Source organism: Cupriavidus sp. 94F1, assembly GCF_057798875.1.
In genome coordinates this window covers 110817-130827 of the sequence record NZ_JBYOJT010000009.1, presented here as the reverse complement: position 1 = coordinate 130827, position 20011 = coordinate 110817, and the positions used below count along the sequence as shown (strand labels likewise).

The 20011-nt window shown below is 67.0% G+C and carries 16 protein-coding genes; 13 read left to right on the top strand and 3 right to left on the bottom strand.

All coding sequences use genetic code 11. The annotated features are described in order from the left end of the window. The first annotated feature begins 144 nt into the window (after positions 1 to 144). The 6 genes from AC3FJ6_RS20885 (at position 145) to AC3FJ6_RS20860 (ending at position 5941) form a co-directional block, all read left to right on the top strand. On the top strand, positions 145 to 1866 hold the full coding sequence (locus AC3FJ6_RS20885) for a proline--tRNA ligase (protein ID WP_488773563.1): 1722 nt from the start codon (positions 145 to 147) through the stop codon (positions 1864 to 1866). Between the two features lie 15 nt (positions 1867 to 1881). Beyond that, on the top strand, positions 1882 to 2643 hold the full coding sequence (locus tag AC3FJ6_RS20880; protein WP_488773562.1) for a lytic transglycosylase domain-containing protein: 762 nt from the start codon (positions 1882 to 1884) through the stop codon (positions 2641 to 2643). Then, on the top strand, positions 2640 to 3581 hold the full coding sequence (locus AC3FJ6_RS20875; protein ID WP_488773561.1) for a 2OG-Fe(II) oxygenase: 942 nt from the start codon (positions 2640 to 2642) through the stop codon (positions 3579 to 3581). Before AC3FJ6_RS20880 ends, AC3FJ6_RS20875 begins: the two co-directional genes overlap by 4 nt. Further along, positions 3545 to 4393: a helix-turn-helix domain-containing protein gene (locus AC3FJ6_RS20870; RefSeq protein ID WP_488773560.1), complete on the top strand. Its 849-nt coding sequence runs from the start codon at positions 3545 to 3547 to the stop codon at positions 4391 to 4393. Before AC3FJ6_RS20875 ends, AC3FJ6_RS20870 begins: the two co-directional genes overlap by 37 nt. A gap of 125 nt (positions 4394 to 4518) precedes the next feature. Next, entirely contained in the window at positions 4519 to 5190 is a 672-nt protein-coding gene (locus AC3FJ6_RS20865; RefSeq protein ID WP_488773559.1) for a LysE family translocator, read from the top strand. Between the two features lie 112 nt (positions 5191 to 5302). Then, positions 5303 to 5941 (top strand): LysE family translocator, encoded by a 639-nt coding sequence (locus AC3FJ6_RS20860; protein WP_488773558.1) that lies wholly within the window; start codon positions 5303 to 5305, stop codon positions 5939 to 5941. Between the two features lie 24 nt (positions 5942 to 5965). Here the strand turns inward: AC3FJ6_RS20860 and AC3FJ6_RS20855 are convergent, their stop codons facing one another. Together AC3FJ6_RS20855 and ffh are read right to left on the bottom strand one after the other, a co-directional pair. Then, positions 5966 to 6508, bottom strand: coding sequence for a hypoxanthine-guanine phosphoribosyltransferase (locus AC3FJ6_RS20855; protein WP_400393685.1), 543 nt, complete (start codon positions 6506 to 6508; stop codon positions 5966 to 5968). 50 nt (positions 6509 to 6558) lie between these two features. After that, complete coding sequence (gene ffh, locus AC3FJ6_RS20850; protein WP_153947219.1) at positions 6559 to 7950, bottom strand: signal recognition particle protein; 1392 nt, start codon at positions 7948 to 7950, stop codon at positions 6559 to 6561. A 118-nt stretch (positions 7951 to 8068) separates the two neighbouring features. Between ffh and AC3FJ6_RS20845 the strand changes: the two genes are divergently transcribed. The 7 genes from AC3FJ6_RS20845 (at position 8069) to AC3FJ6_RS20815 (ending at position 18648) form a co-directional block, all read left to right on the top strand. Next, on the top strand, positions 8069 to 9013 hold the full coding sequence (locus tag AC3FJ6_RS20845) for a cytochrome C assembly family protein (RefSeq protein WP_488773557.1): 945 nt from the start codon (positions 8069 to 8071) through the stop codon (positions 9011 to 9013). A 51-nt stretch (positions 9014 to 9064) separates the two neighbouring features. After that, the gene (locus AC3FJ6_RS20840) at positions 9065 to 9331 is read left to right on the top strand and encodes a PP0621 family protein (protein WP_488773556.1); all 267 of its coding nucleotides are present in this window, start codon (positions 9065 to 9067) and stop codon (positions 9329 to 9331) included. Then, the gene (locus AC3FJ6_RS20835) at positions 9328 to 11349 is read left to right on the top strand and encodes a sensor histidine kinase (RefSeq protein WP_488773555.1); all 2022 of its coding nucleotides are present in this window, start codon (positions 9328 to 9330) and stop codon (positions 11347 to 11349) included. The genes AC3FJ6_RS20840 and AC3FJ6_RS20835 overlap by 4 nt, the downstream gene beginning before the upstream one ends. Before the next feature lie 38 nt (positions 11350 to 11387). Next, positions 11388 to 13064, top strand: a complete 1677-nt coding sequence (locus AC3FJ6_RS20830; protein WP_488773554.1) for a sigma-54-dependent transcriptional regulator — start codon at positions 11388 to 11390, stop codon at positions 13062 to 13064. After that, complete coding sequence (gene ampD / locus AC3FJ6_RS20825) at positions 13057 to 13668, top strand: 1,6-anhydro-N-acetylmuramyl-L-alanine amidase AmpD (RefSeq protein ID WP_488773553.1); 612 nt, start codon at positions 13057 to 13059, stop codon at positions 13666 to 13668. The genes AC3FJ6_RS20830 and ampD overlap by 8 nt, the downstream gene beginning before the upstream one ends. 703 nt (positions 13669 to 14371) lie before the next feature. Then, the gene (locus AC3FJ6_RS20820) at positions 14372 to 17320 is read left to right on the top strand and encodes a ribonucleoside-diphosphate reductase subunit alpha (protein WP_488773552.1); all 2949 of its coding nucleotides are present in this window, start codon (positions 14372 to 14374) and stop codon (positions 17318 to 17320) included. A gap of 137 nt (positions 17321 to 17457) precedes the next feature. Next, a complete protein-coding gene (locus AC3FJ6_RS20815) occupies positions 17458 to 18648 on the top strand; it encodes a ribonucleotide-diphosphate reductase subunit beta (protein WP_153947226.1) in 1191 nt (396 codons plus the stop codon). A 315-nt stretch (positions 18649 to 18963) separates the two neighbouring features. Here AC3FJ6_RS20815 and AC3FJ6_RS20810 read toward each other — a convergent pair whose 3' ends face one another. Next, the gene (locus tag AC3FJ6_RS20810) at positions 18964 to 19950 is read right to left on the bottom strand and encodes a tripartite tricarboxylate transporter substrate binding protein (protein ID WP_488773551.1); all 987 of its coding nucleotides are present in this window, start codon (positions 19948 to 19950) and stop codon (positions 18964 to 18966) included. Between the last annotated feature and the right edge of the window lie 61 nt (positions 19951 to 20011).

Below are 20011 nucleotides of genomic sequence, written 5' to 3'. Positions count from 1 at the left end.
GTCGGCCCGACCCCGGGAATGCTGGTTTTCCCGAGCAGATGGGCAGTTTCAGGCGCGTCCCCCCGTGAACCGAAAGTCCTATGCTGCCGTCCGGCGGCGCGGCCGATACGGCCCGCCACGACCAGCCTTACGAGAAACCAACGGATGAAAGCCTCGCATTTCTTCATTTCCACCCTCAAGGAAGCCCCCGCCGACGCGGAAATCGTGTCGCACAAACTGATGATGCGGGCCGGCATGATCAAGAAGCTGGGCGCCGGGATCTACAGCTACATGCCGGTGGGCCTGCGGGTGATCCGCAAGGTGGAGAACATTGTTCGCGAGGAAATGAACCGCGCCGGCGCCGTGGAACTGCTGATGCCGGTGGTCCAGCCGGCCGAGCTGTGGCAGGAAACCGGCCGCTGGGACAAGATGGGCCCCGAGCTGCTGCGCCTGAAAGACCGCCACGAGCGCGACTTCGCCATGCAGCCGACGTCGGAAGAGGTGGTCACCGACATCGCCCGGGGCGAAATCCGCAGCTACAAGCAGCTGCCGGTGAACTTCTATCAGATTCAGACCAAGTTCCGCGACGAGCGCCGTCCGCGCTTCGGCATCATGCGCGGCCGCGAATTCACGATGAAGGACGCCTATTCGTTCGACCGTGACGTCGAGGGCCTGAAGGTCTCGTACCAGAAGATGTACGACGCCTACCAGCGCATTTTCACGCGTTTCGGCCTGGAATTCCGCGCCGTGGCGGCCGATAACGGCGCCATCGGCGGCTCCGGCTCGCACGAATTCCACGTGATCGCCGACACCGGCGAAGACGCCATCGTCTATTGCCCCACGTCGGATTACGCCGCCAACATGGAAGCCGCCGAGGCGCTGCCGCTCACGGCCCAGCGCGCCGCGCCGGCCGAGGCCCTGGCCAAAACGTCCACGCCGGGCAAGGCCAAGTGCGAGCACGTGGCCGAATTCCTGGGCATGCCGCTGGACCGCACGGTCAAGTCCATCGTGCTGGCCACCGATGGCGATGCCGGCGCGCAGATCTGGCTGCTGCTGATCCGTGGCGACCACGAACTGAACGAGGTCAAGGCGTCGAAGGTGCCGGGCCTGGCCGAATTCCGATTTGCCACCGAGACCGAGATTGTCGATGCGTTTGGCTCGCCCCCGGGCTACCTGGGCCCGATCGGCACGAAGAAGCCCGTCAAGGTGGTGGCTGACCGCACCGTGGCCAACATGGCCGATTTCTGCTGCGGCGCCAACGAGCGCGACTACCACTACACCGGCGTGAACTGGGGCCGCGACCTGCCCGAGCCGGTGGTGGCGGACCTGCGCAACGTGGTGGCCGGCGACGCGTCGCCGGACGGCAAGGGCACGCTGGAAATCTGCCGCGGCATCGAGGTGGGCCACGTTTTCATGCTGGGTACCCGCTATTCGGAGTCGATGAATGCCGTGTTCCTGGACGAAACCGGCAAGAACCAGCCGATGCAGATGGGTTGCTATGGCATTGGCGTCACCCGGATCCTGGGCGCGGCCATCGAGCAGAACTATGACGAGCGCGGCATCATCTGGCCGGCGTCGATTGCCCCGTTCGCGGTGGTGGTGTGCCCGGTCGGCTATGACCGCAACGAAGCCGTGAAGGCCGAGGCCGACCGCATCCATGCCGAACTGCTGGCAGCCGGCGTGGACGTGATCCTGGACGACCGCGGCGAGCGCCCGGGCGTGATGTTTGCCGATTGGGAACTGATCGGCGTGCCGCATCGCGTGGTGGTGGGCGACCGTGGCCTCAAGGAAGGCAAGGTCGAATACCAGGGCCGCCGCGATGCACAGGCTACTCCCGTAGCCGTGACCGACGTGGTGGCGCACGTGCGCCACCTGCTCGCCAGCTAAGCGACGGTCGACGTCATGCGCGCCGCTGGCCTGCCGATGTCCCGCCGCTGGGCTGCCGCCCTGGCCGCCGGCGTGTTATGTGCCGCATTATCCACGGCAGCCCGGGCCGGGGCACAAAAGGAAGAGGCGCTGGCCGATTCCGTGCGGGGCGCGCTGGCGGCGGCGATTGCCGATAACCGGCCGGTGCGGCCGACGTTCGCGTCGGGCGGCGAGAAGCTCGGCTATCTGAAATGGCTGGGCGAGATGTCGCGCCGGCTGGAATCGAAGCTGCCCGACCCGCAGACGCGGGTCGAACTGATCGAGACCGTCTATTACGAGGCCAAGCGCGCCGGGCTGGAGCCGTCGCTGGTGCTGGGCCTGGTGCAGGTGGAAAGCGGCTTCCGCAAGTACGCCATCAGTTCGGCCGATGCGCGTGGGCTGATGCAGGTGATGCCGTTCTGGGTACGCTCGATCGGCGACGGTGACACCCGCAAGCTGTTCCACCTGCAGAGCAACCTGCGTTACGGGTGCACCATCCTGCGCCACTATCTGGATCGCGAGAACGGCGACCTGTTCCTGGCGCTGGGCCGGTACAACGGCAGCCGTGGCCGTCCCGAGTATCCGAATGCGGTGCTGGGGGCCTGGAAACGCTGGCAGTATTCCGAGGCCACGGTCACGATTGCTGGCGACCCGGACGGCGCGGCCCCGGCGGCCACGGCGCCGGCACGCCGCACGCTGCCGCCCGAATCGCCCGCGCGCAACCCGTTCTCGCCCCAGCGGCTGTCCAATCCGTCATGACACGTGAGTCCCGCGCAGGGTATTGCGCCACGTCTCCCGAGCTCGAACTATGGCTGGCACGCCATATCGAGCAGGGCTTCGATGCCGAATCGCTGGTGCTGTCGATGCTGCGGTCGGGCTACGACGCCACGTTTGCCCGCGATACCGTCAATGGCGCGCTGGGCCATCGCCCGCCCGCCCGGCAGGTGCCGGCGCCCGCGCCGGGGGTGACGCGCGCGGCGGTGCAGCCTGCGGGGGCTGCGGCCACGGCGGCAACCAAGGCGGCAGAGGCGGCGGAAGCAGCCATGCCGGCCGCCGGCCGCAACGCGTTTCGCCACGAAGGGCGCGAGGTGCCTATCCTGTTTGCGCTGGAGGCGCCGCGCATCCTGCTGTTGCAGAATCTGCTCGACGGTACCGAATGTGATGCGTTGATCACGCTGGCGCGCGACCGCCTGCAGCGTTCGCCCGTGGTCAATCCCGACACCGGCGACGAAAACCTGATCGACGCCCGCACCAGCATGGGGGCGATGTTCCAGGTGGGCGAGCATGCGCTGATCCAGCGGATCGAGGCGCGCATTGCCGCCATCACCGGCTTGCCGGTCGAGCACGGCGAAGGCCTGCAAATCCTCAACTACAAGCCCGGCGGCGAGTATCAGCCGCATTTCGATTTCTTCAACCCGCAGCGCCCCGGCGAAGCGCGCCAGTTGCGCGTGGGCGGCCAGCGCGTGGCCACGCTGGTGATCTACCTGAACAGCCCGCCGGCCGGTGGCGCCACGGCGTTTCCGCGTCTTGGGCTCGAAGTGGCGCCGGTCAAGGGCAACGCGGTGTTGTTCCATTACAAGCAGCCCGACGGCACGCTCGACGACCGTACGTTGCATGCCGGCCTGCCCGTGGAATCGGGCGAAAAGTGGATCGCCACCAAATGGCTGCGCGAGCAACCGTATCGCAGCCGGGGCTGAGCCGCGTCTGGTTCGACCCGGCGCTGCCGGTCGTCGAAAGCCGGCGCGCCTGCGATAGCCGGGCCGCTTATCTGCCACACACGCATCCCACGCTGTCGGTAGGTGCCGTCGATGGCGGCGCCAGTGTCTTCAGTCATGACCTGCGCGGTGCGCGCCACGACACCCGGCTGGCCCCGGGCGCAGTGGTGTGGGTGCCCGCCGGCTGCGTGCATGCCTGCAACCCGGTGCCCGACGGGCGCTGGAGCTACCAGATGATCCACGTCGATGCGGCATGGGCCGATGCGGTGCTCGACGAAGCGGGCAGGGCCCGGGTACGCCGGGTGCACGTCAGCGCAGACGCCGAGTCCTACGCACTGGTCTGCGCGCTGAACGCCACGCTGTTTTCGGAGGTCGACCTGGTGGAAAAGGAGGCGGCCCTGGTGGCGTTCGTGGGAGATATGCAAGGCTGGCTCGGGCAGCCTCGCCAGCGGCACGGCGTGCCCGACGATGGCCCGCCAGCCGATGGCCGGCTCGATCGCGTCACCGCGCTGCTGCACGACCGCCATGGCGACGCACTGCCGCTGGCCGAACTGGCCGTGGTGGCGGGCATGAGCCGCTACCAGTTGATCCGCCATTTCCGGGCCCGGTTCGGCATGACGCCACATGCGTTCCAGATCGACATCCGCATTCAGCACGCGCGCCGGCTGCTGCGTCGCGGCGATGCGCCGGCCGACGTGGCCCAGCAGCTCGGGTTTGCCGACCAGAGCCACTTCCATCGCGCGTTCCGCCAGCGGGTGGCACTGACGCCGCGCGCGTATCAGCGGGCCGGTTAGCCGGCGAGCGGCCTTTCAGGCGGCCTGCCGTCTTTCCGCGCGCCCGCGCAATTTTCTTCAATCCTTGCCGCGCCGATCCAGCCAGACTGCCGCCTTTGCAGGTGCATACCGGCTGGGAGGCGAGGATGGCATTCGATCAGGCATCGTGGCAGCAGTTTGCGATGGTGGCCGGCGCGCACGGGTTGGCGCTGCTGAGTCCAGGGCCCGATTTCTTTCTGGTGTTGCGTGCGTCGATGGTCGATGGCGTGCGCAGCGCCACCGGCGTGTGCCTGGGCATCGCGCTGGGCAACGGCGTCTATATTGTGCTGGCGCTCGCCGGTCTGGCCGCCACGGCTGGCATGCATGGCCTGTTCGGCGCGCTGCAGTGGGCCGGTTGCGCCTATCTGGGGTGGATGGGATGGAAATTCCTGCGCGCGCGCGGCGCCGTGCGGCTGCCGTCCGGCCCTGGCGATGCCGCCGATGCCCTGGGGGCGTCGGGCGGAATGACCGGGCCCGCCTATCTGGCGCAGGTCGGCACAGGGTTTCTGTCGGCAGTCCTCAATCCGAAGAACGGACTGTTCTACGCCAGCCTGTTTGCGGTGCTGGCGGGGCAGTCTACGCCGCTGGCCACCCAGGCGGCCTATGGGGTGTGGATGCTCGGGGCGGTCCTGCTGTGGGACATCGCCGTGGCGGCCGCTGTGCGCCACCCGGCCGTGATGCGGCGCTTTGTCCGGTCGGTGCGCACCGTGGAGCGGGCGACCGGCGTCGTGCTGTGGGGCATGGCCGTGGCGGTCGCGATCCATGCCGCCGGACGGTAGCCCACAGGCGTGACCAATGCCGTACCGGCAGCTTTCGCCCCAACTGTATCGGTACTGTACTTAGCAGTGTCCTTAGACTGAGCGCCTGTTTTCGATTTTCTGGAGCGCCGTCATGGCTCTGACCCTGCCCCCCGAATTTGCCGCCAGTACCGGCGCGTTGATGGCCTACAGCGCCTTCGTGCTGGTTTCGTCGATCACCCCGGGCCCGAACAACACGATGCTGTTGGCCTCGGGTGTGAACTTCGGCCTGCGCCGTACGGTGCCGCACCTGCTCGGCATCTGCATCGGCATGGTGGTCATGATGGTCATCGTGGGGCTGGGCCTGGGCTCGGTGTTCACGGCGATTCCGTGGACGTGGAGCGTGCTGCGCGTCGCCGCTACCGCCTACCTGGTCTGGCTGGCGTGGAAGCTGGCCACGGCGGGCGGGCTGCAGGACCGCGAGGTGGCGCAGCCGATGACCTTCCTGCGCGCGGCGGCGTTCCAGTGGGTGAATCCGAAAGCCTGGGTGATGGCGGTGGGCGCCTGCAGCGCCTATGTGCTGCATCCGAACCTGTGGACCAACGCGGCCCTGATGGCGGTGCTGTGCGGAGTGGTGAACCTGCCCAGCATCACGACGTGGGCGGTGTTCGGCGCGGCATTGCGCCGCTGGCTGGCAAATCCGCGCGTGCTGCGCGTATTCAATGTGACGATGGCGATACTTTTACTGGCATCGCTCTGGCCCATCCTGGGCGCCCACCCGCGCGGGGCGTAGCGCCAGGACGGCGACCCGTGCGGTTCAGACCAGGGCGCGGATGGCCCCAAGGTTGCGCCAGTAGCCCTTGACGTCCATGCCGCAGCCGAACACATAGCGGTCGGGCACCTGGAAGCCGCAGAAGTCTGGGTGCATCGGCTTGAGCTTGGTCAGCGTCTTTTCGCACAGCACGGCGGCGTGGAATTCCCTGGCGCCCATGTCCATGATGCGCTGGCGGATGGCCGCCATGGTCTCGCCTTCGTCGAGGATGTCGTCGAGCACCAGCACCACGCGATCCTTGACCGATTCGCGCGGCGCCACGCGCCATTGCATCTCGCCGCCCACCGTCTTGTTGTTGTAGCGCGACAGGTGGATGTAGTCGAATTCCAGCGGGAACTGCAGCTTGGGCAGCAGCATGCCCGTGAACACCACGGCGCCGCCCATCACGGACAGCACCAGCGGGAAGTCGTTGCCCATCTTGTCGGTAATCTCGCTGGCCATGCGGTCCAGCGAGTCCTGCACCTCCTGGGCGCTGACGATTTCCTCGGAGCTGGCCCAGAGTTCGCGGGCCTGATCGGCGGTCATCATGATCGGTGTCCTGTTACTTGTCTTTTGCGGGAATCAGGGTAGGGGGCGGGTCAGCGGTTGAAGAGGCCCTTCATGCCGCCCTTCATGGCACCCATCTGGCGCATCATCTTCATCATGCCGCCGCCCTTGAGCTTCTTCATCATGCCCTGCATCTGGTCGAACTGGTTCAGCAGGCGGTTCACTTCCTGCACCGGCACGCCGGCGCCCGCCGCGATGCGGCGCTTGCGGCTGGCCTTGATCAGTTCCGGCTTGGCGCGTTCGGCGGCGGTCATGCTGTTGATGATGCCCTCCATGCGGCGCACCTGCTTTTCGGCCTGGTCCATGTTGGCGCCCTGCGCCTGCTGCGCAAACTGGGCCGGCAGCTTGTCGACCAGGCTGCCCAGGCCGCCCATCTTCTTCATCTGGCCGATCTGTGCCTTGAAGTCTTCGAGGTCGAAACCGCCCGTCTTCTTGATCTTCTTGGCCAGCTTCTCGGCCGCTTCCATGTCCACGCCGCGCTGGGCTTCCTCCACCAGCGCGAGGATGTCGCCCATGCCCAGAATGCGCTGGGCCATGCGGTCAGGATAGAAGGGCTCCAGGCCGTCGAGCTTTTCGGCCACGCCGACGAACTTGATCGGCCGGCCGGTGATGTGACGGACGGACAACGCGGCACCACCCCGGGCGTCGCCGTCCAGCTTGGTCAGCACCACGCCGGTCAGCGGCAGGGCGTCGTTGAACGCCTTGGCCGTGTTCACGGCGTCCTGGCCGAGCATGGCGTCGACCACGAACAGTGTCTCGGCGGGCTTCAGTTCGGCGTGCAGGGCGGCGATTTCCTGCATCATCGCCTCGTCGATACCAAGCCGGCCGGCCGTATCGACGATCAGCACGTCGTGGTAGTGCTTGCGGGCCCAGTCCAGCGCCGCACGGGCGATGTCCACCGGCTTCTGGTCGGGCTGCGACGGGAAGAAGTCCGCGCCCACCTGTTCGGACACGGTCTTGAGCTGCGCGATGGCGGCGGGGCGATACACGTCGCACGACACCGTCAGCACTTTCTTTTTCTTGTTTTCCTTGAGCCACTTGGCCAGCTTGCCGGATGTCGTGGTCTTGCCCGCACCCTGCAGGCCCGCCATCAGGATCACGGCGGGCGGCTGGACGTTCAGGTTCAGCTCGGTAATCTTCGGGTCGGCAATGGCGTCGTCACCGCCGATGATCGCGGTCAGCTCGCGCTGCACCACGCCGACCAGGGCCTGTCCTGGCGTCAGGCTGGTGACCACGTCCTCGCCAAGCGCCTTTTCCTTGACGCGGGCGATGAAGTCACGCACGACCGGCAGCGCCACGTCGGCTTCGAGCATGGCAAGGCGCACTTCGCGCAGCATCTCGGCGGTGTTGGCCTCGGTCAGTCGGGCCTCGCCGCGCATGGTCTTGACGACCCGCGCCAGGCGTTGTGTGAGGTTATCCAGCATGGCAGAAAAGGGGAGGAAATCGGCTTAGATGCGGGGCGCAGCCGGCTCGGGGCAAGAGGGTGTGGCGGGAATCCCATCGCCAGAACCACCCGTGATGGCACTAAGGTAAACTGCGCAAATGGCCATTGTACTGTATGCCTTGACGGCAATTCTCTACTGCGGCCTGGCCTTTCACGGCTGGGCGACGCGCAACCCGCAACTGGCGGCAGCCGGCGGGGCGACGGTCGGGCCATCCGGGCGTCCAGGCGGCGGCGCCACGGCGGTGCTGATGCCATCGCCCACGCCCCACGGCGGGCGCATCGACGGCCAGCCGGCCTGGTGGCATGGGCTGGTGCTGGCCGCGCTGGTCAGCCACGGCGTGCTGCTGCACGAAACCATTTTCCCGGCCGACCACATGATGTTCGGCTTCGCCTTCGCGCTGTCGGCCATGCTCTGGCTGGGCGTGGGTATCTACTGGATCGAGAGTTTCTTCTTCTCGCTGGCCGGGCTGGGGCTGATCGTGTTCCCGGTGGCGATGCTGGCCAGCCTGATGCCGCTCGCGTTTCCGGGGGCGCAGATCCTGGGCTACGCGGCGCGGCCGCTGTTCAAGCTGCATTTCGTGATCGCCAACGTGGCCTACGGGCTGTTCACGCTGGCTGCCTTTCATGCCTTCCTGATGCTGCTGGCAGAGCGCCGCCTGCATGGCTTTACCCGCCCGGCGGCGGGCGAGGCGGCGTCCGGGCAGTGGCTGGGCCGCTGGCTGGACCTGCTGCCGCCGCTGCTGACGCTCGAAAAGCTGCTGTTCCGCCTGATCTCGGCCGGCTTCGTGCTGCTGACGCTGACCATCGCGTCGGGCTTCCTGTTCTCGGAGCAGCTGTTCGCCCGCGCATTCCGGGTGGATCACAAGACCGTCTTCGCGATCATCTCCTGGCTGATGTTCGGCGGCATCCTGATCGGCCGGCACTTCCGGGGCTGGCGTGGCCGCACGGCGCTGCGCTGGGTCATCGCGTCGTTCGGCATCCTGCTGCTGGCCTATGTGGGCAGCCGCTTCGTGATCGAAGTGGTGCTGCACCGGATCACCTGACCGGACCCATCGTCCTTTCTCCAGGCCAACCCGTTCCCGTATTTCCGATCCATGGCAAGAATCTTCATCCTGCTGGCTGTCGTGCTGGGCGTCCTCTGGTGGCTGCGCCAGCGTGCCAGCGCACACCAGGCATCCGATGGGGGACGGCGCGACGCCGCCGCCGGCCGCGAACCGGCGAGCCCGGAGGCCGCTCAGCCGATGGTGCAATGTGCGCAATGCGGCGTGCACCTGCCGCGCACTGACGCCATTGCCTGGCAGGGGCAGCACTACTGCCGGCGCAGCCACCTGCCCGATTCGGCCGGCGAGGGCGGGGCATGAAGCGGCGGGCGTCGGTCTGGTCCCGGTTGAGCGGCTGGCATACGCTGTCCGATCTCTGGCGCCAGCCCGAGCCGCCCGACTTCCACTGGCGCCTGCTGCGCTACTTCTGCTGGACCCGCGCCACCGTGGCCGTGCTGCTGCTGGGCTACGCCTGGCTGCCGCTGGAGCGTGGCGGTGCCGGCGTGGCCGTGGCGGACCTGGCGGCCAGTGCGCGCACGGCCGCCGCGATTCCCGTGGTGGTGCCATACCTGTGCATCGGACTGGCCACGCTGCTGGGCACGTTATGGCGGCGCCATTTCCATGTGCGGGTGCGCGCGCAGGTCATCGTCGACCTGGCGCTGCTGGCTGCCATCTATTTGGTGCTGGGCCGCAGCGGCAATCACGGCGAGGGGCTGGCGATGATTTTCCTGCTGCCCGCGCTGGAGGCCGGGGCGCTGACCAGCCTGATGTTCGCGCTGCTGACCGCCGCGGTGTCGGCCATGCTGGTGATGGCCAATCCGTTCGTCCAGACGTTGCTGGTGCGCCAGGCCGACGCCAACCTGCTGGGCTCGGGCCTGTTCGGGCTGGTGTTCATGATCGCCGCGCTGCTGATGTACATGCTGGCGAACCGCCAGCTCGCGCAGGAACAGCTGGCGCTGGCGCGCGAGCAGGAACTGCGCATGCAGCAGCTGGTGAACCGGCTGATGGTGAACGACATGCAGGACGGCGTGATGCTGGTGCGCGCCCACGGCGCGGTGGTGGCCGCCAACCCGGCGGCGTTCGTGCTGCTGGGCGTGCAGCCGCACGAGCGGGTCAGGCAGGGCCAGGTGCGCGCGGGCGAGCGCGACAACGTGCTGTTCGACCTGCGCCGCATCCCGCGCCTGCAGCCGTTGATGGAGATGCTGCGCGACTGGATCCAGCGCAAGGACGACGTGCCGCGCATCCTGCAGCTTCTGCCGCTGCCGTCGCGCCCGACGGCCAGCCGGACGCCGATGCTGCACACCCGGCTGCGCCTGCGCTTCGTGCTGCCGGGCCTGGCCGGGCTGCGGGCCACGCTGAACGGTGTGTCGTCGCTGGGGGGCGATACCACGGGCCTGCACGACATGTCGGCCGAAGGCGCGGCACGGCTGCGTCTGGCGATTGCCCAGAACGAGGCCATGGCCTGGAGCCCGGAAGACGAGACGCTGCTGCGCAGCGAGATGCGCGACACGGTGCTGGTCCATATCGAAAGCTGGGAGCGGATCGCCGAGCAGGTGCAGCAGGAAAAACTGGCGGCCATGGGCCGGCTGGTGGCCAGCGTGGCGCACCAGATCCGCAATCCGCTGGCTGCCATCAGCCAGGCCAACGAGCTGCTGGCCGATTCGGGCGGCGGCGAGGGTTCCGCCATCGATGCCCGGCTGCTGCGCATCATCAGCGACAACGTGCGCCGGCTGGACCAGGTGGTGTCCGACGTGCTGCAGTTGTCGCGCCGCCCCAAGGCCGGCCATAGCGCGGTGGATCTGGGGCAGGCGCTGCCCGAGATCGTCGATCGCTGGCGGCTGGAGATGCGCTCGCGCGCCGGCGCCCGCGCCGAGGTCAATCCCAATGCGGTGCGCGTGGCCGTGGACCTGCAGGGGCCGGTGATCTTCGATGCCTCGCAGCTGCAACAGGTGCTGGGCAACCTGCTCGACAACGCCTGGCGCTACTGCAGCCGGCTGCCGGGATCGATCCGGCTGCTGGCCCACGCGCTGGACCAACACCACGCCGAACTGATCGTCTGGAACGATGGGGCCGAGGTCACGCGCGAGCAGCAGCGCAGTCTGTTCGAGCCGTTCTTCACCAGCAATCCGCAGGGTACCGGGCTGGGCCTGTTCATGGCGCGCGAACTCTGCGGGGCGAACGACGCCCAGGTGCGATACGGGGCGATCGTGCTCGACGCGTTGCTGGATCGCACCGGCATGCTGGCGGGCGGGGCTCGCGATACACTGCCGGCCAAGGCATTCGTGCTGACGATGCGCATCGAGACCCCCGACGTGGTCGATGCGGCCATCGCCGGCTAGTTCGCATCGCCACAACAACAACCGGACATCCCTTCGTCATGCCACCCAGACCGCCCGCCCCCGCCCCGATTCTCGTCATCGACGACGAGGCCGACCTGCGCGAGCTGCTGGACATTTCGCTGCGCCGCATGGGCCATGACGTGGTGATGGCCGGTTCGCTGGCCGAGGCGCGCCTGCGCCTGGCCGAGCGCCGCTACAGCCTGGTGCTGACCGACATGCGCCTGGGCGACGGGCTGGGCATCGACATCGTGCGCCAGCTGTCGGCGTCGCCCGAGCGGACGCCGGTGGCGGTGATCACGGCCTATGGCAGCGCCGACAACGCCGTGGATGCGCTGAAGGCGGGCGCATTCGACTACATCGCCAAGCCGGTTTCGCTGGAACAACTGCGCACGCTGATCCTGAACGCGCTGGGGCGGCAACACCGCGCGCCGGCCGATGGCGGCAGCCCGGCGGAGTCGTCGGAACTGGCCGACCGCGCGGCGCAGCTGCTGCCCGGCGTGTCGGCGGCCGTCAGCGAGGTGCGGCGCTCGCTGTCGCGGCTGGCGCGCAGCATGGCGCCCGTGGTGATCAGCGGAGAGTCCGGCAGCGGCAAGGAGCGCGCCGCGCGCGCCATCCACGCCATCAGCGCCCGGTCGGCGCACCCGTTCGTGGCCGTGAACTGTGGCGCGATCCCCGAAACGCTGATGGAGTCGGAGTTCTTCGGCTACGTGAAGGGCGCCTTCACGGGCGCCGACGCCGAGCGCGGGGGCTTCTTCCAGGCCGCCCATGGCGGCACGCTGATGCTGGACGAGGTGGCCGACCTGCCGCTGGCCATGCAGGTCAAGCTGCTGCGCGCGCTGCAGGAACGCCGCGTGCGCAAGATCGGCGCCAGCAAGGAAGACAGCGTGGACGTGCGCGTGATGTGCGCGAGCCACAAGGATCTGGCCGCGATGGTGGCGGCCGGCCTGTTCCGGCAGGACTTGTACTACCGGCTCAACGTGCTGGAACTGCGCATGCCGACGCTGCGCGAGCGCAGCGAGGACGTGCCCGTGCTGGCGCATGCCATCCTGGAGCACCTGGCCACGCGTTATGGCGACGCCCATCCCAAGCGGCTGTCGCGCGCCGCGCTGGAGCGCCTGGCGGCGTATCCGTTCCCGGGCAACGTGCGGGAACTGGAAAACCTGCTGGAGCGCGCCTACGCGTTTGCGGAGACCGACGAGATCGCCGTGGCCGATCTGGGGCCGCTCGACGCTGGCATGGAGCGCGCCAGCCTGTTGCAGGCGGGCATGCCGCCGATGCCTGCCGTCGCGCCCGCGCCGGCGCCGGCCGGCTATCACGCCTGGGGCAGTTCGACGACCTGGCCGGCCACCGGCGCAGCGCCATCGATGGGCGGTCTTTCCGAACGGGCGCCCGAACCCGGCGTGGATGCTGGCGAAGCCGGGCAGGGCGGCGACGGTGCGGCGACCGACCCGCTGGGCGCGGCGCTGGCCGACATCGAATTCCCGATCGACCTGCCCGCGCGGCTCGAAGCCGTGGAGCGCGCGCTGATCTTGCGAGCGCTGCGCCAGACCGGCTTCAACCGCACGGCTGCCGCGCCGCTGCTGGGCCTGAACTTCCGCCAGTTGCGCTACCGCATCCAGCAACTGGGCATTCGCGACGAGCGCGATGGCCGGGATGGCCGCGACCCCGCTGACGATGGCGAACCGCTGGCCGAGGGCGAGGGACGCGATGTCTGACGCGGCTGCCGGCGCCCGCGACTTCAGGCCCGACGCGCAAGGCTGGGTGCCCGCCGCCCGCCGCGTGCCGTCGCCGAATTTCGACGCCCGGCCCGACGGCGTGCCGCTGGACGTGGTGGTCATCCACAACATCAGCCTGCCGCCCGGCCAGTTCGGCACCGGTGACATCGAGGCGTTCTTCCAGAACCGGCTCGATGCGTCGCGCCATCCGTTCTTCGAGACCATCCGCGATGTGCGTGTGTCGGCCCACTTCCTGATCGCCCGTGACGGCGAACTGGTGCAGTTCGTGGCCTGCACGCAGCGCGCGTGGCATGCGGGGCAATCCGAATACTGCGGACGGCCACGCTGCAACGACTTCTCGATCGGCATCGAGATCGAGGGCGCCGACGACCAGCCGTTCACGCTGGTCCAGTACGACACCGCCGCCGCGCTGGTGGCCGGGCTGCGTGCCGCGTACGCGATCCAGGGCGTGGCGGGGCACAGCGACATTGCCCCTGGGCGCAAGACCGATCCGGGGCCGCATTTCGACTGGGACCGCTTCGTCAGGCTGGCGGGCCTGCCTGCCGCGCTGCTGCCCTATCGCCCGCAATCGGGGGATCGATAGATCGATGGGGTCGGCCGTATCGGCACGGCCGGGCGAATCTGTGTAGGGATATTCACTGTGTTGCACAAACGCCGCAAACGCCCCGTGGCATCAAAACGGGGAATGTGGCGCCGGCAAAACCTCACGCACCGTAGGGTGTCATCGCGATGAAAATTCCCTGTGCAGTTGCGTGTACGCCGCTTCATTTCGGCGCAAGGGCGGCTACAATCGCGCCCCCGGCGGTCGCGGGCGCGCCCCATCCTGGGTCACCTATCGGTGATCCATTCCCATTAAAAAATTTTCAGGATTTTGTGCGCCACCGAACGTGACGCCGCCAAGCCTTGAGGCAGCGCGCTTTGCGGGAATGTGGCGCCGCCGCACCGGGCGGCCAAGACCCCAGACCGCACTTGTCAAGACTGGTCATGTGGCCTCTTTTCACTATACTTAGGCCCAGTTTCGAACGGCACCACAACATCTAGTGGTGCTACCGGGGAACCGGCCGCAGGTGCAGCAATCGTCGCAGCAAGATGCGAGATTCACTGCACAGGGATTGGCGGGCCGGAGCAGTACCGAAAGTCCCTAGCAAAGTGTCCGCACAAGCAGTTTGGTTCGCATCTGGCATCGCCTGAATCAAGTGACTTATATAGCGCATTTTGCTAGGGACTTTGTCGTCTCAGTACAAGAACAGAAGTATTCATTTCAGGGTTAATACCGGAGTTACCTCATGCAAACGGCCCAAAACGAACAACAAACCACCGGCGTGACTGGCGCAACCGGCATCGGTGGCGCAGCAGCCGGTAGCTCGCAGCAGAGCCCTGCCGCTGCAGGTGTGTCGTACCAGGATTACAAGCTGATCCGCCGCAACGGCGCAGTGGTGGCGTTCGAGCCGAACAAGATTGCCGTGGCCGTGACCAAGGCCTTCCTGGCCGTCAACGGTGGCCAGGGCGCGGCATCGGCCCGCGTGCGCGAGCTGGTGGAACAACTGACGCAGTCCGTGGTGCGCGCGCTGGTGCGCAGCCGTCCGAATGGCGGCACCTTCCATATCGAGGACGTGCAGGACCACGTGGAACTGGCGCTGATGCGCTCGGGCGAGCATGAGGTGGCCCGTGCCTATGTGCTGTACCGCGAAAAGCGCACGCAGGAGCGCGCCCAGGCCAACGCGCAGGCCGTGGCCCGCGTGCAGGAATCGGGTGCGTCGTTCAACGTGACGGACAACGGCGTCACGCGTCCGCTGGACCTGGCGGCGCTGCACGCGCTGATCGACAACGCCTGCAGCGGCCTGGGCAATGCCGTCAGCGCCGAGCCGATCCTGAAGGAAACGCTCAAGAACCTGTACGACGGCGTGCCGATGACGCAGGTCTACGACTCGGCCATCCTGGCCGCGCGTACGCTGATCGAGAAGGACCCGGCCTACAGCCAGGTGACCGCCCGCATCCTGCTGCACACGATCCGCAAGGAAATCCTGGGCGCCGAAGTGACCCAGGCCGAAATGTCGACGAAGTACGCCGAGTACTTCCCGAAGTTCATCGCCCGCGGCATCGAAGCTGAACTGCTCGACGAAAAGCTGGCCACGTACGACCTGGCCCGGCTGGGTGCCGCGCTGGACGCCTCGCGCGACTTCCAGTTCAACTACCTGGGCCTGCAGACGCTGTACGACCGCTACTTCCTGCACGTGGATGAAGTGCGCATCGAAATGCCGCAGGCATTCTTCATGCGCGTGGCCATGGGCCTGGCGCTGGAAGAAAAGGATCGCGAAGCCCGCGCCATCGAGTTCTACCAGCTGCTGTCGTCGTTCGACTTCATGTCGTCCACGCCCACGCTGTTCAACTCGGGCACGCGCCGCTCGCAGCTGTCGTCGTGCTACCTGACCACGGTGTCGGACGACCTGGAAGGCATCTACGAAGCCCTGAAGGAAAACGCGCTGCTGTCGAAGTTCGCCGGCGGCCTGGGCAACGACTGGACCAACGTGCGCGCGCTGGGCTCGCACATCAAGGGCACCAACGGCAAGTCGCAGGGCGTGGTGCCGTTCCTGAAGGTGGTCAACGACACGGCCGTGGCCGTGAACCAGGGCGGCAAGCGCAAGGGCGCGGTCTGCGCCTACCTGGAAACGTGGCACCTGGACATCGAGGAATTCCTGGAACTGCGCAAGAACACCGGCGACGACCGCCGCCGCACGCACGACATGAACACGGCCAACTGGATTCCGGACCTGTTCATGAAGCGCGTGATGGAAAACGGCGAATGGACGCTGTTCTCGCCGGCCACCTGCCCGGACCTGCACGACAAGGTCGGCAAGGCCTTCGAGCAGGCTTACCTGGGCTACGAAGCCAAGGCTGCCAACGGCGAACTGAAGCTGTTCAAGAAAGTGCCGGCCATGCAGCTGTGGCGGAAGATGCTGGGCATGCTGTTCGAGACCGGCCATCCGTGGATCACGTTCAAGGACCCGTGCAACATCCGCAGCCCGCAGCAGCACGTGGGTGTGGTGCATAGCTCGAACCTGTGCACGGAAATCACGCTGAACACGAACGAAAGCGAAATCGCCGTGTGCAACCTGGGTTCGGTGAACCTGGTGGCCCACCTGAAGCAGCAGGCCGACGGCACGCACGTGCTGGACCACGCCAAGCTGCAGAAGACGATCCGCACCGCGATGCGCATGCTCGACAACGTGATCGACATCAACTACTACGCGGTGGAGAAGGCGCGCAATTCGAACCTGCGCCACCGTCCGGTGGGCATGGGCATCATGGGCTTCCAGGACTGCCTGCACGTGCTGCGCACGCCGTACGCCAGCGACGCCGCGGTGAAGTTCGCCGATACGTCGATGGAAGCGGTCTGCTACTACGCCTACCAGGCTTCGACCGAGCTGGCCGAAGAGCGCGGCCGCTACAGCACCTATGAAGGTTCGCTGTGGGACCGTGGCATCCTGCCGCAGGACTCGCTGAAGCTGCTGGCCGAAGAGCGCGGCGGCTACCTGGACGTGGACCTGTCGTCGACGATGGACTGGGACAGCCTGCGCGCCCGCATCAAGCAGCACGGCATGCGCAATTCGAACTGCATCGCGATCGCCCCGACCGCGACCATTTCGAACATCATCGGCGTGTCCGCCTGCATCGAGCCGACGTTCCAGAACCTGTACGTGAAGTCGAACCTGTCGGGCGAATTCACGGTGGTGAACGACTACCTGGTGCGCGACCTGAAGGACCGCGGCCTGTGGGACGAAGTGATGGTTGCCGACCTGAAGTACTTCGACGGTTCGCTGGCCCGCATCGACCGCATCCCGCAAGACCTGCGCGACATCTACGCCACGGCCTTCGAAGTGGAGCCGACCTGGCTGGTGGAGGCCGCAAGCCGCCGCCAGAAGTGGATCGACCAGGCCCAGTCGCTGAACATCTACATGGCCGGCGCATCGGGCAAGAAGCTGGACGACACGTACAAGCTGGCCTGGCTGCGTGGCCTGAAGACCACGTACTACCTGCGCACGATGGCCGCCACGCACGTGGAGAAGTCCACCGTGACGCGCGGTTCGCTGAACGCGGTGTCGTCGGGCGCGGACGGCCAGTCGGCCATCGACGCGGCCGCCGCCGCGGCCCCGGCCATGCCGGAAGCCGAAGGCGCGGTCTGCACGATGCGTCCGGGCGACCCCGGCTTCGAAGAGTGCGAAGCCTGCCAGTAACGTCATACCAACCCCCTCGGTTTTCACCCCTCTCCCGCATGCGGGAGAGGGGCCGGGGGAGAGGGCCGGCGCATCCTGACCCGGATGCGTGATGCTGGCCACCAGCCGCCCCTAATCGAATCATCGGAGAACACAACATGCTGAGCTGGGACGACGACGTTCAAGCCACGCCGCAAGCTGCGCCGCAGCCTGCCCTGCAACCCGCCGCGCCGTCCGCCACGCCCGACCAGCAAGGCGTGCTGCCGCCGGCCGCCACCGCGCCGACGGGCATCCTCGGCAACAACCCGAACGCCGCCGCCGCCCAGAGCACGCGCCGCGTGAACGCCGCCGACAAGCGCGTGATCAACGGCGCCACGGACGTGAACCAGCTGGTGCCGTTCAAGTACAAGTGGGCGTGGGAAAAGTACCTGGCCGGTTGCGCCAACCACTGGATGCCGCAGGAAATCAACATGTCGCGCGACATCGCCCTGTGGAAGGACCCGAACGGTCTGACCGAGGACGAGCGCCGCATCATCAAGCGCAACCTGGGCTTCTTCGTGACGGCCGACTCGCTGGCCGCCAACAACATCGTGCTGGGCACCTACCGCCAGATCACGGCGCCGGAATGCCGCCAGTACCTGCTGCGCCAGGCCTTCGAAGAGGCGATCCACACGCACGCGTACCAGTACATCGTGGAATCGCTGGGCCTGAACGAGGCCGAGATCTTCAACGCGTACCATGAAGTGCAGTCGATCCGCGACAAGGACGAGTTCCTGATCCCGTTCATCGACACGCTGACCGATCCGTCGTTCAAGACCGGCACGCCGGAGAACGACCAGAAGCTGCTGAAGAGCCTGATCGTCTTCGCCTGCATCATGGAAGGCCTGTTCTTCTACGTGGGCTTCACGCAGATCCTGGCCATGGGCCGCCAGAACAAGATGACCGGTGCCGCCGAGCAGTACCAGTACATCCTGCGCGACGAATCGCTGCACTGCAACTTCGGCATCGACCTGATCAACCAGATCAAGCTCGAGAACCCGCACCTGTGGACGCCCGAGTTCAAGGCCGAGATCACCGAACTGTTCAAGAAGGCCGTGGATCTGGAATACCGCTACGCCGAGGACACCATGCCGCGCGGCGTGCTGGGTCTGAACGCGCCGATGTTCAAGGGCTACCTGCGCTACATCTGCAACCGCCGTTGCCAGCAGATCGGCCTGGACCAGCTGTTCCCGAACGAGGAAAACCCGTTCCCGTGGATGAGCGAGATGATCGACCTGAAGAAGGAACGCAACTTCTTCGAAACGCGCGTGATCGAGTACCAGACCGGCGGCGCGTTGTCGTGGGACTGACCGGTTGAAGGGTCGGCTGCACAGCGGTAATTACATGCATTGAACAGTCCACGCAGCCAGGACGGGTGAGGAACGGCCATCGGGTGAGAACCCGGTGGCCGTTTTTCTTTGGTCGAGCGCCGCGCGATAACGGCCCGGAAAAACCATGCGTTCGTACAGTTTTTGGCCTGCGGTAGATCGGCGCATGGAAAAACTTGCAGTACGACGAGTTTTCGCCTGCTCAGGACGATCCGGCATGTCGTGATCGAAGAAACCGTGTCCCGTTTCGCCGCCTGAGCGGCTGGCGGCGAACGGAGCACGGCCCCTGAAACCGCCTCAGTCCGCCGTCGCCCCCGACCGTTTCACCACGGCCGACCACTTCCTGATCTCGCTGTCGACGAACTTGCCGGTTTCGGCCGGGGTCATCGGCATTGGCTCGGATCCCCGGTCGGTGATGAACTTGTGCAGGTCGGGCGATTGCAGCGCCTTCACCGTCTCCGCGTTGAGCTGGGTGACGATGGCCGGCGGGGTGCCGGCGGGCGCCATCATCACGGCCCAGCCCAGCGCCTCGAACCCCGGCACGCCCTGTTCGCGCACGGTGGGCACCGATGGCAACTGGGGCACCCGCCTGGCCGTGGTCACCGCAAGCGGCAGCGCCTTGTTGGTCTGGATCAGCGGCATGGCGGCGGTGACCGAGTCCACCATCAGCGGAATCTGGTTGCCCAGGAAGTCGGCCTGGGCCGGGCCGCTGCCCTTGTACGGGATATGGACGATAAAGGTGCCGGTCTGCGCCTTGAGCATCTCGGCGGACAGGTGCTGCGTGCCGCCGATGCCCGCGCTGGCGTAGCTGTACTTGCCCGGCGCGGCCTTGGCCTTGGCAATCAGGTCGCGCAGCGACGTGAACCCCGATTGCGGCGTGGCCAGGAACACCAGCGGCACCGAGAACACGCCCGTCACCGGCGCAAAGTCCTGGCGCGGATCGTAATTGAGCTTCTTGTACAGCGTCTGGTTGATGGCCATGGCGCTGCCGGCCATCACGATCGTGTAGCCGTCGGCCGGGGCCTTGGCGGCCACTTCCATGCCGATGTTGCCGCCGGCGCCGGCGCGGTTTTCCACGATCACCGGCTGGCCCAGCTGCTTGCCGAGTTTTTCGGCCAGCGCGCGGGCGAAGATGTCGGTGGCCTGCCCGGGCGGGAACGGCACGATAAGCTTGATGGGGCGGTCTGGCCAGGCGGCGTGGGCCGTGCCGGCAGCGGCCAGCAGCAGGGCAGCCAGCGTACGGGCCGCAAAAGCGGGGCTGGCAAAGGGGCGCAACGACTTCAAGGGGGTCTCCTCAACGGGTTTGGATGGCGATGACGTCTTGGTCCGTGGCGTCTTTTTGCTC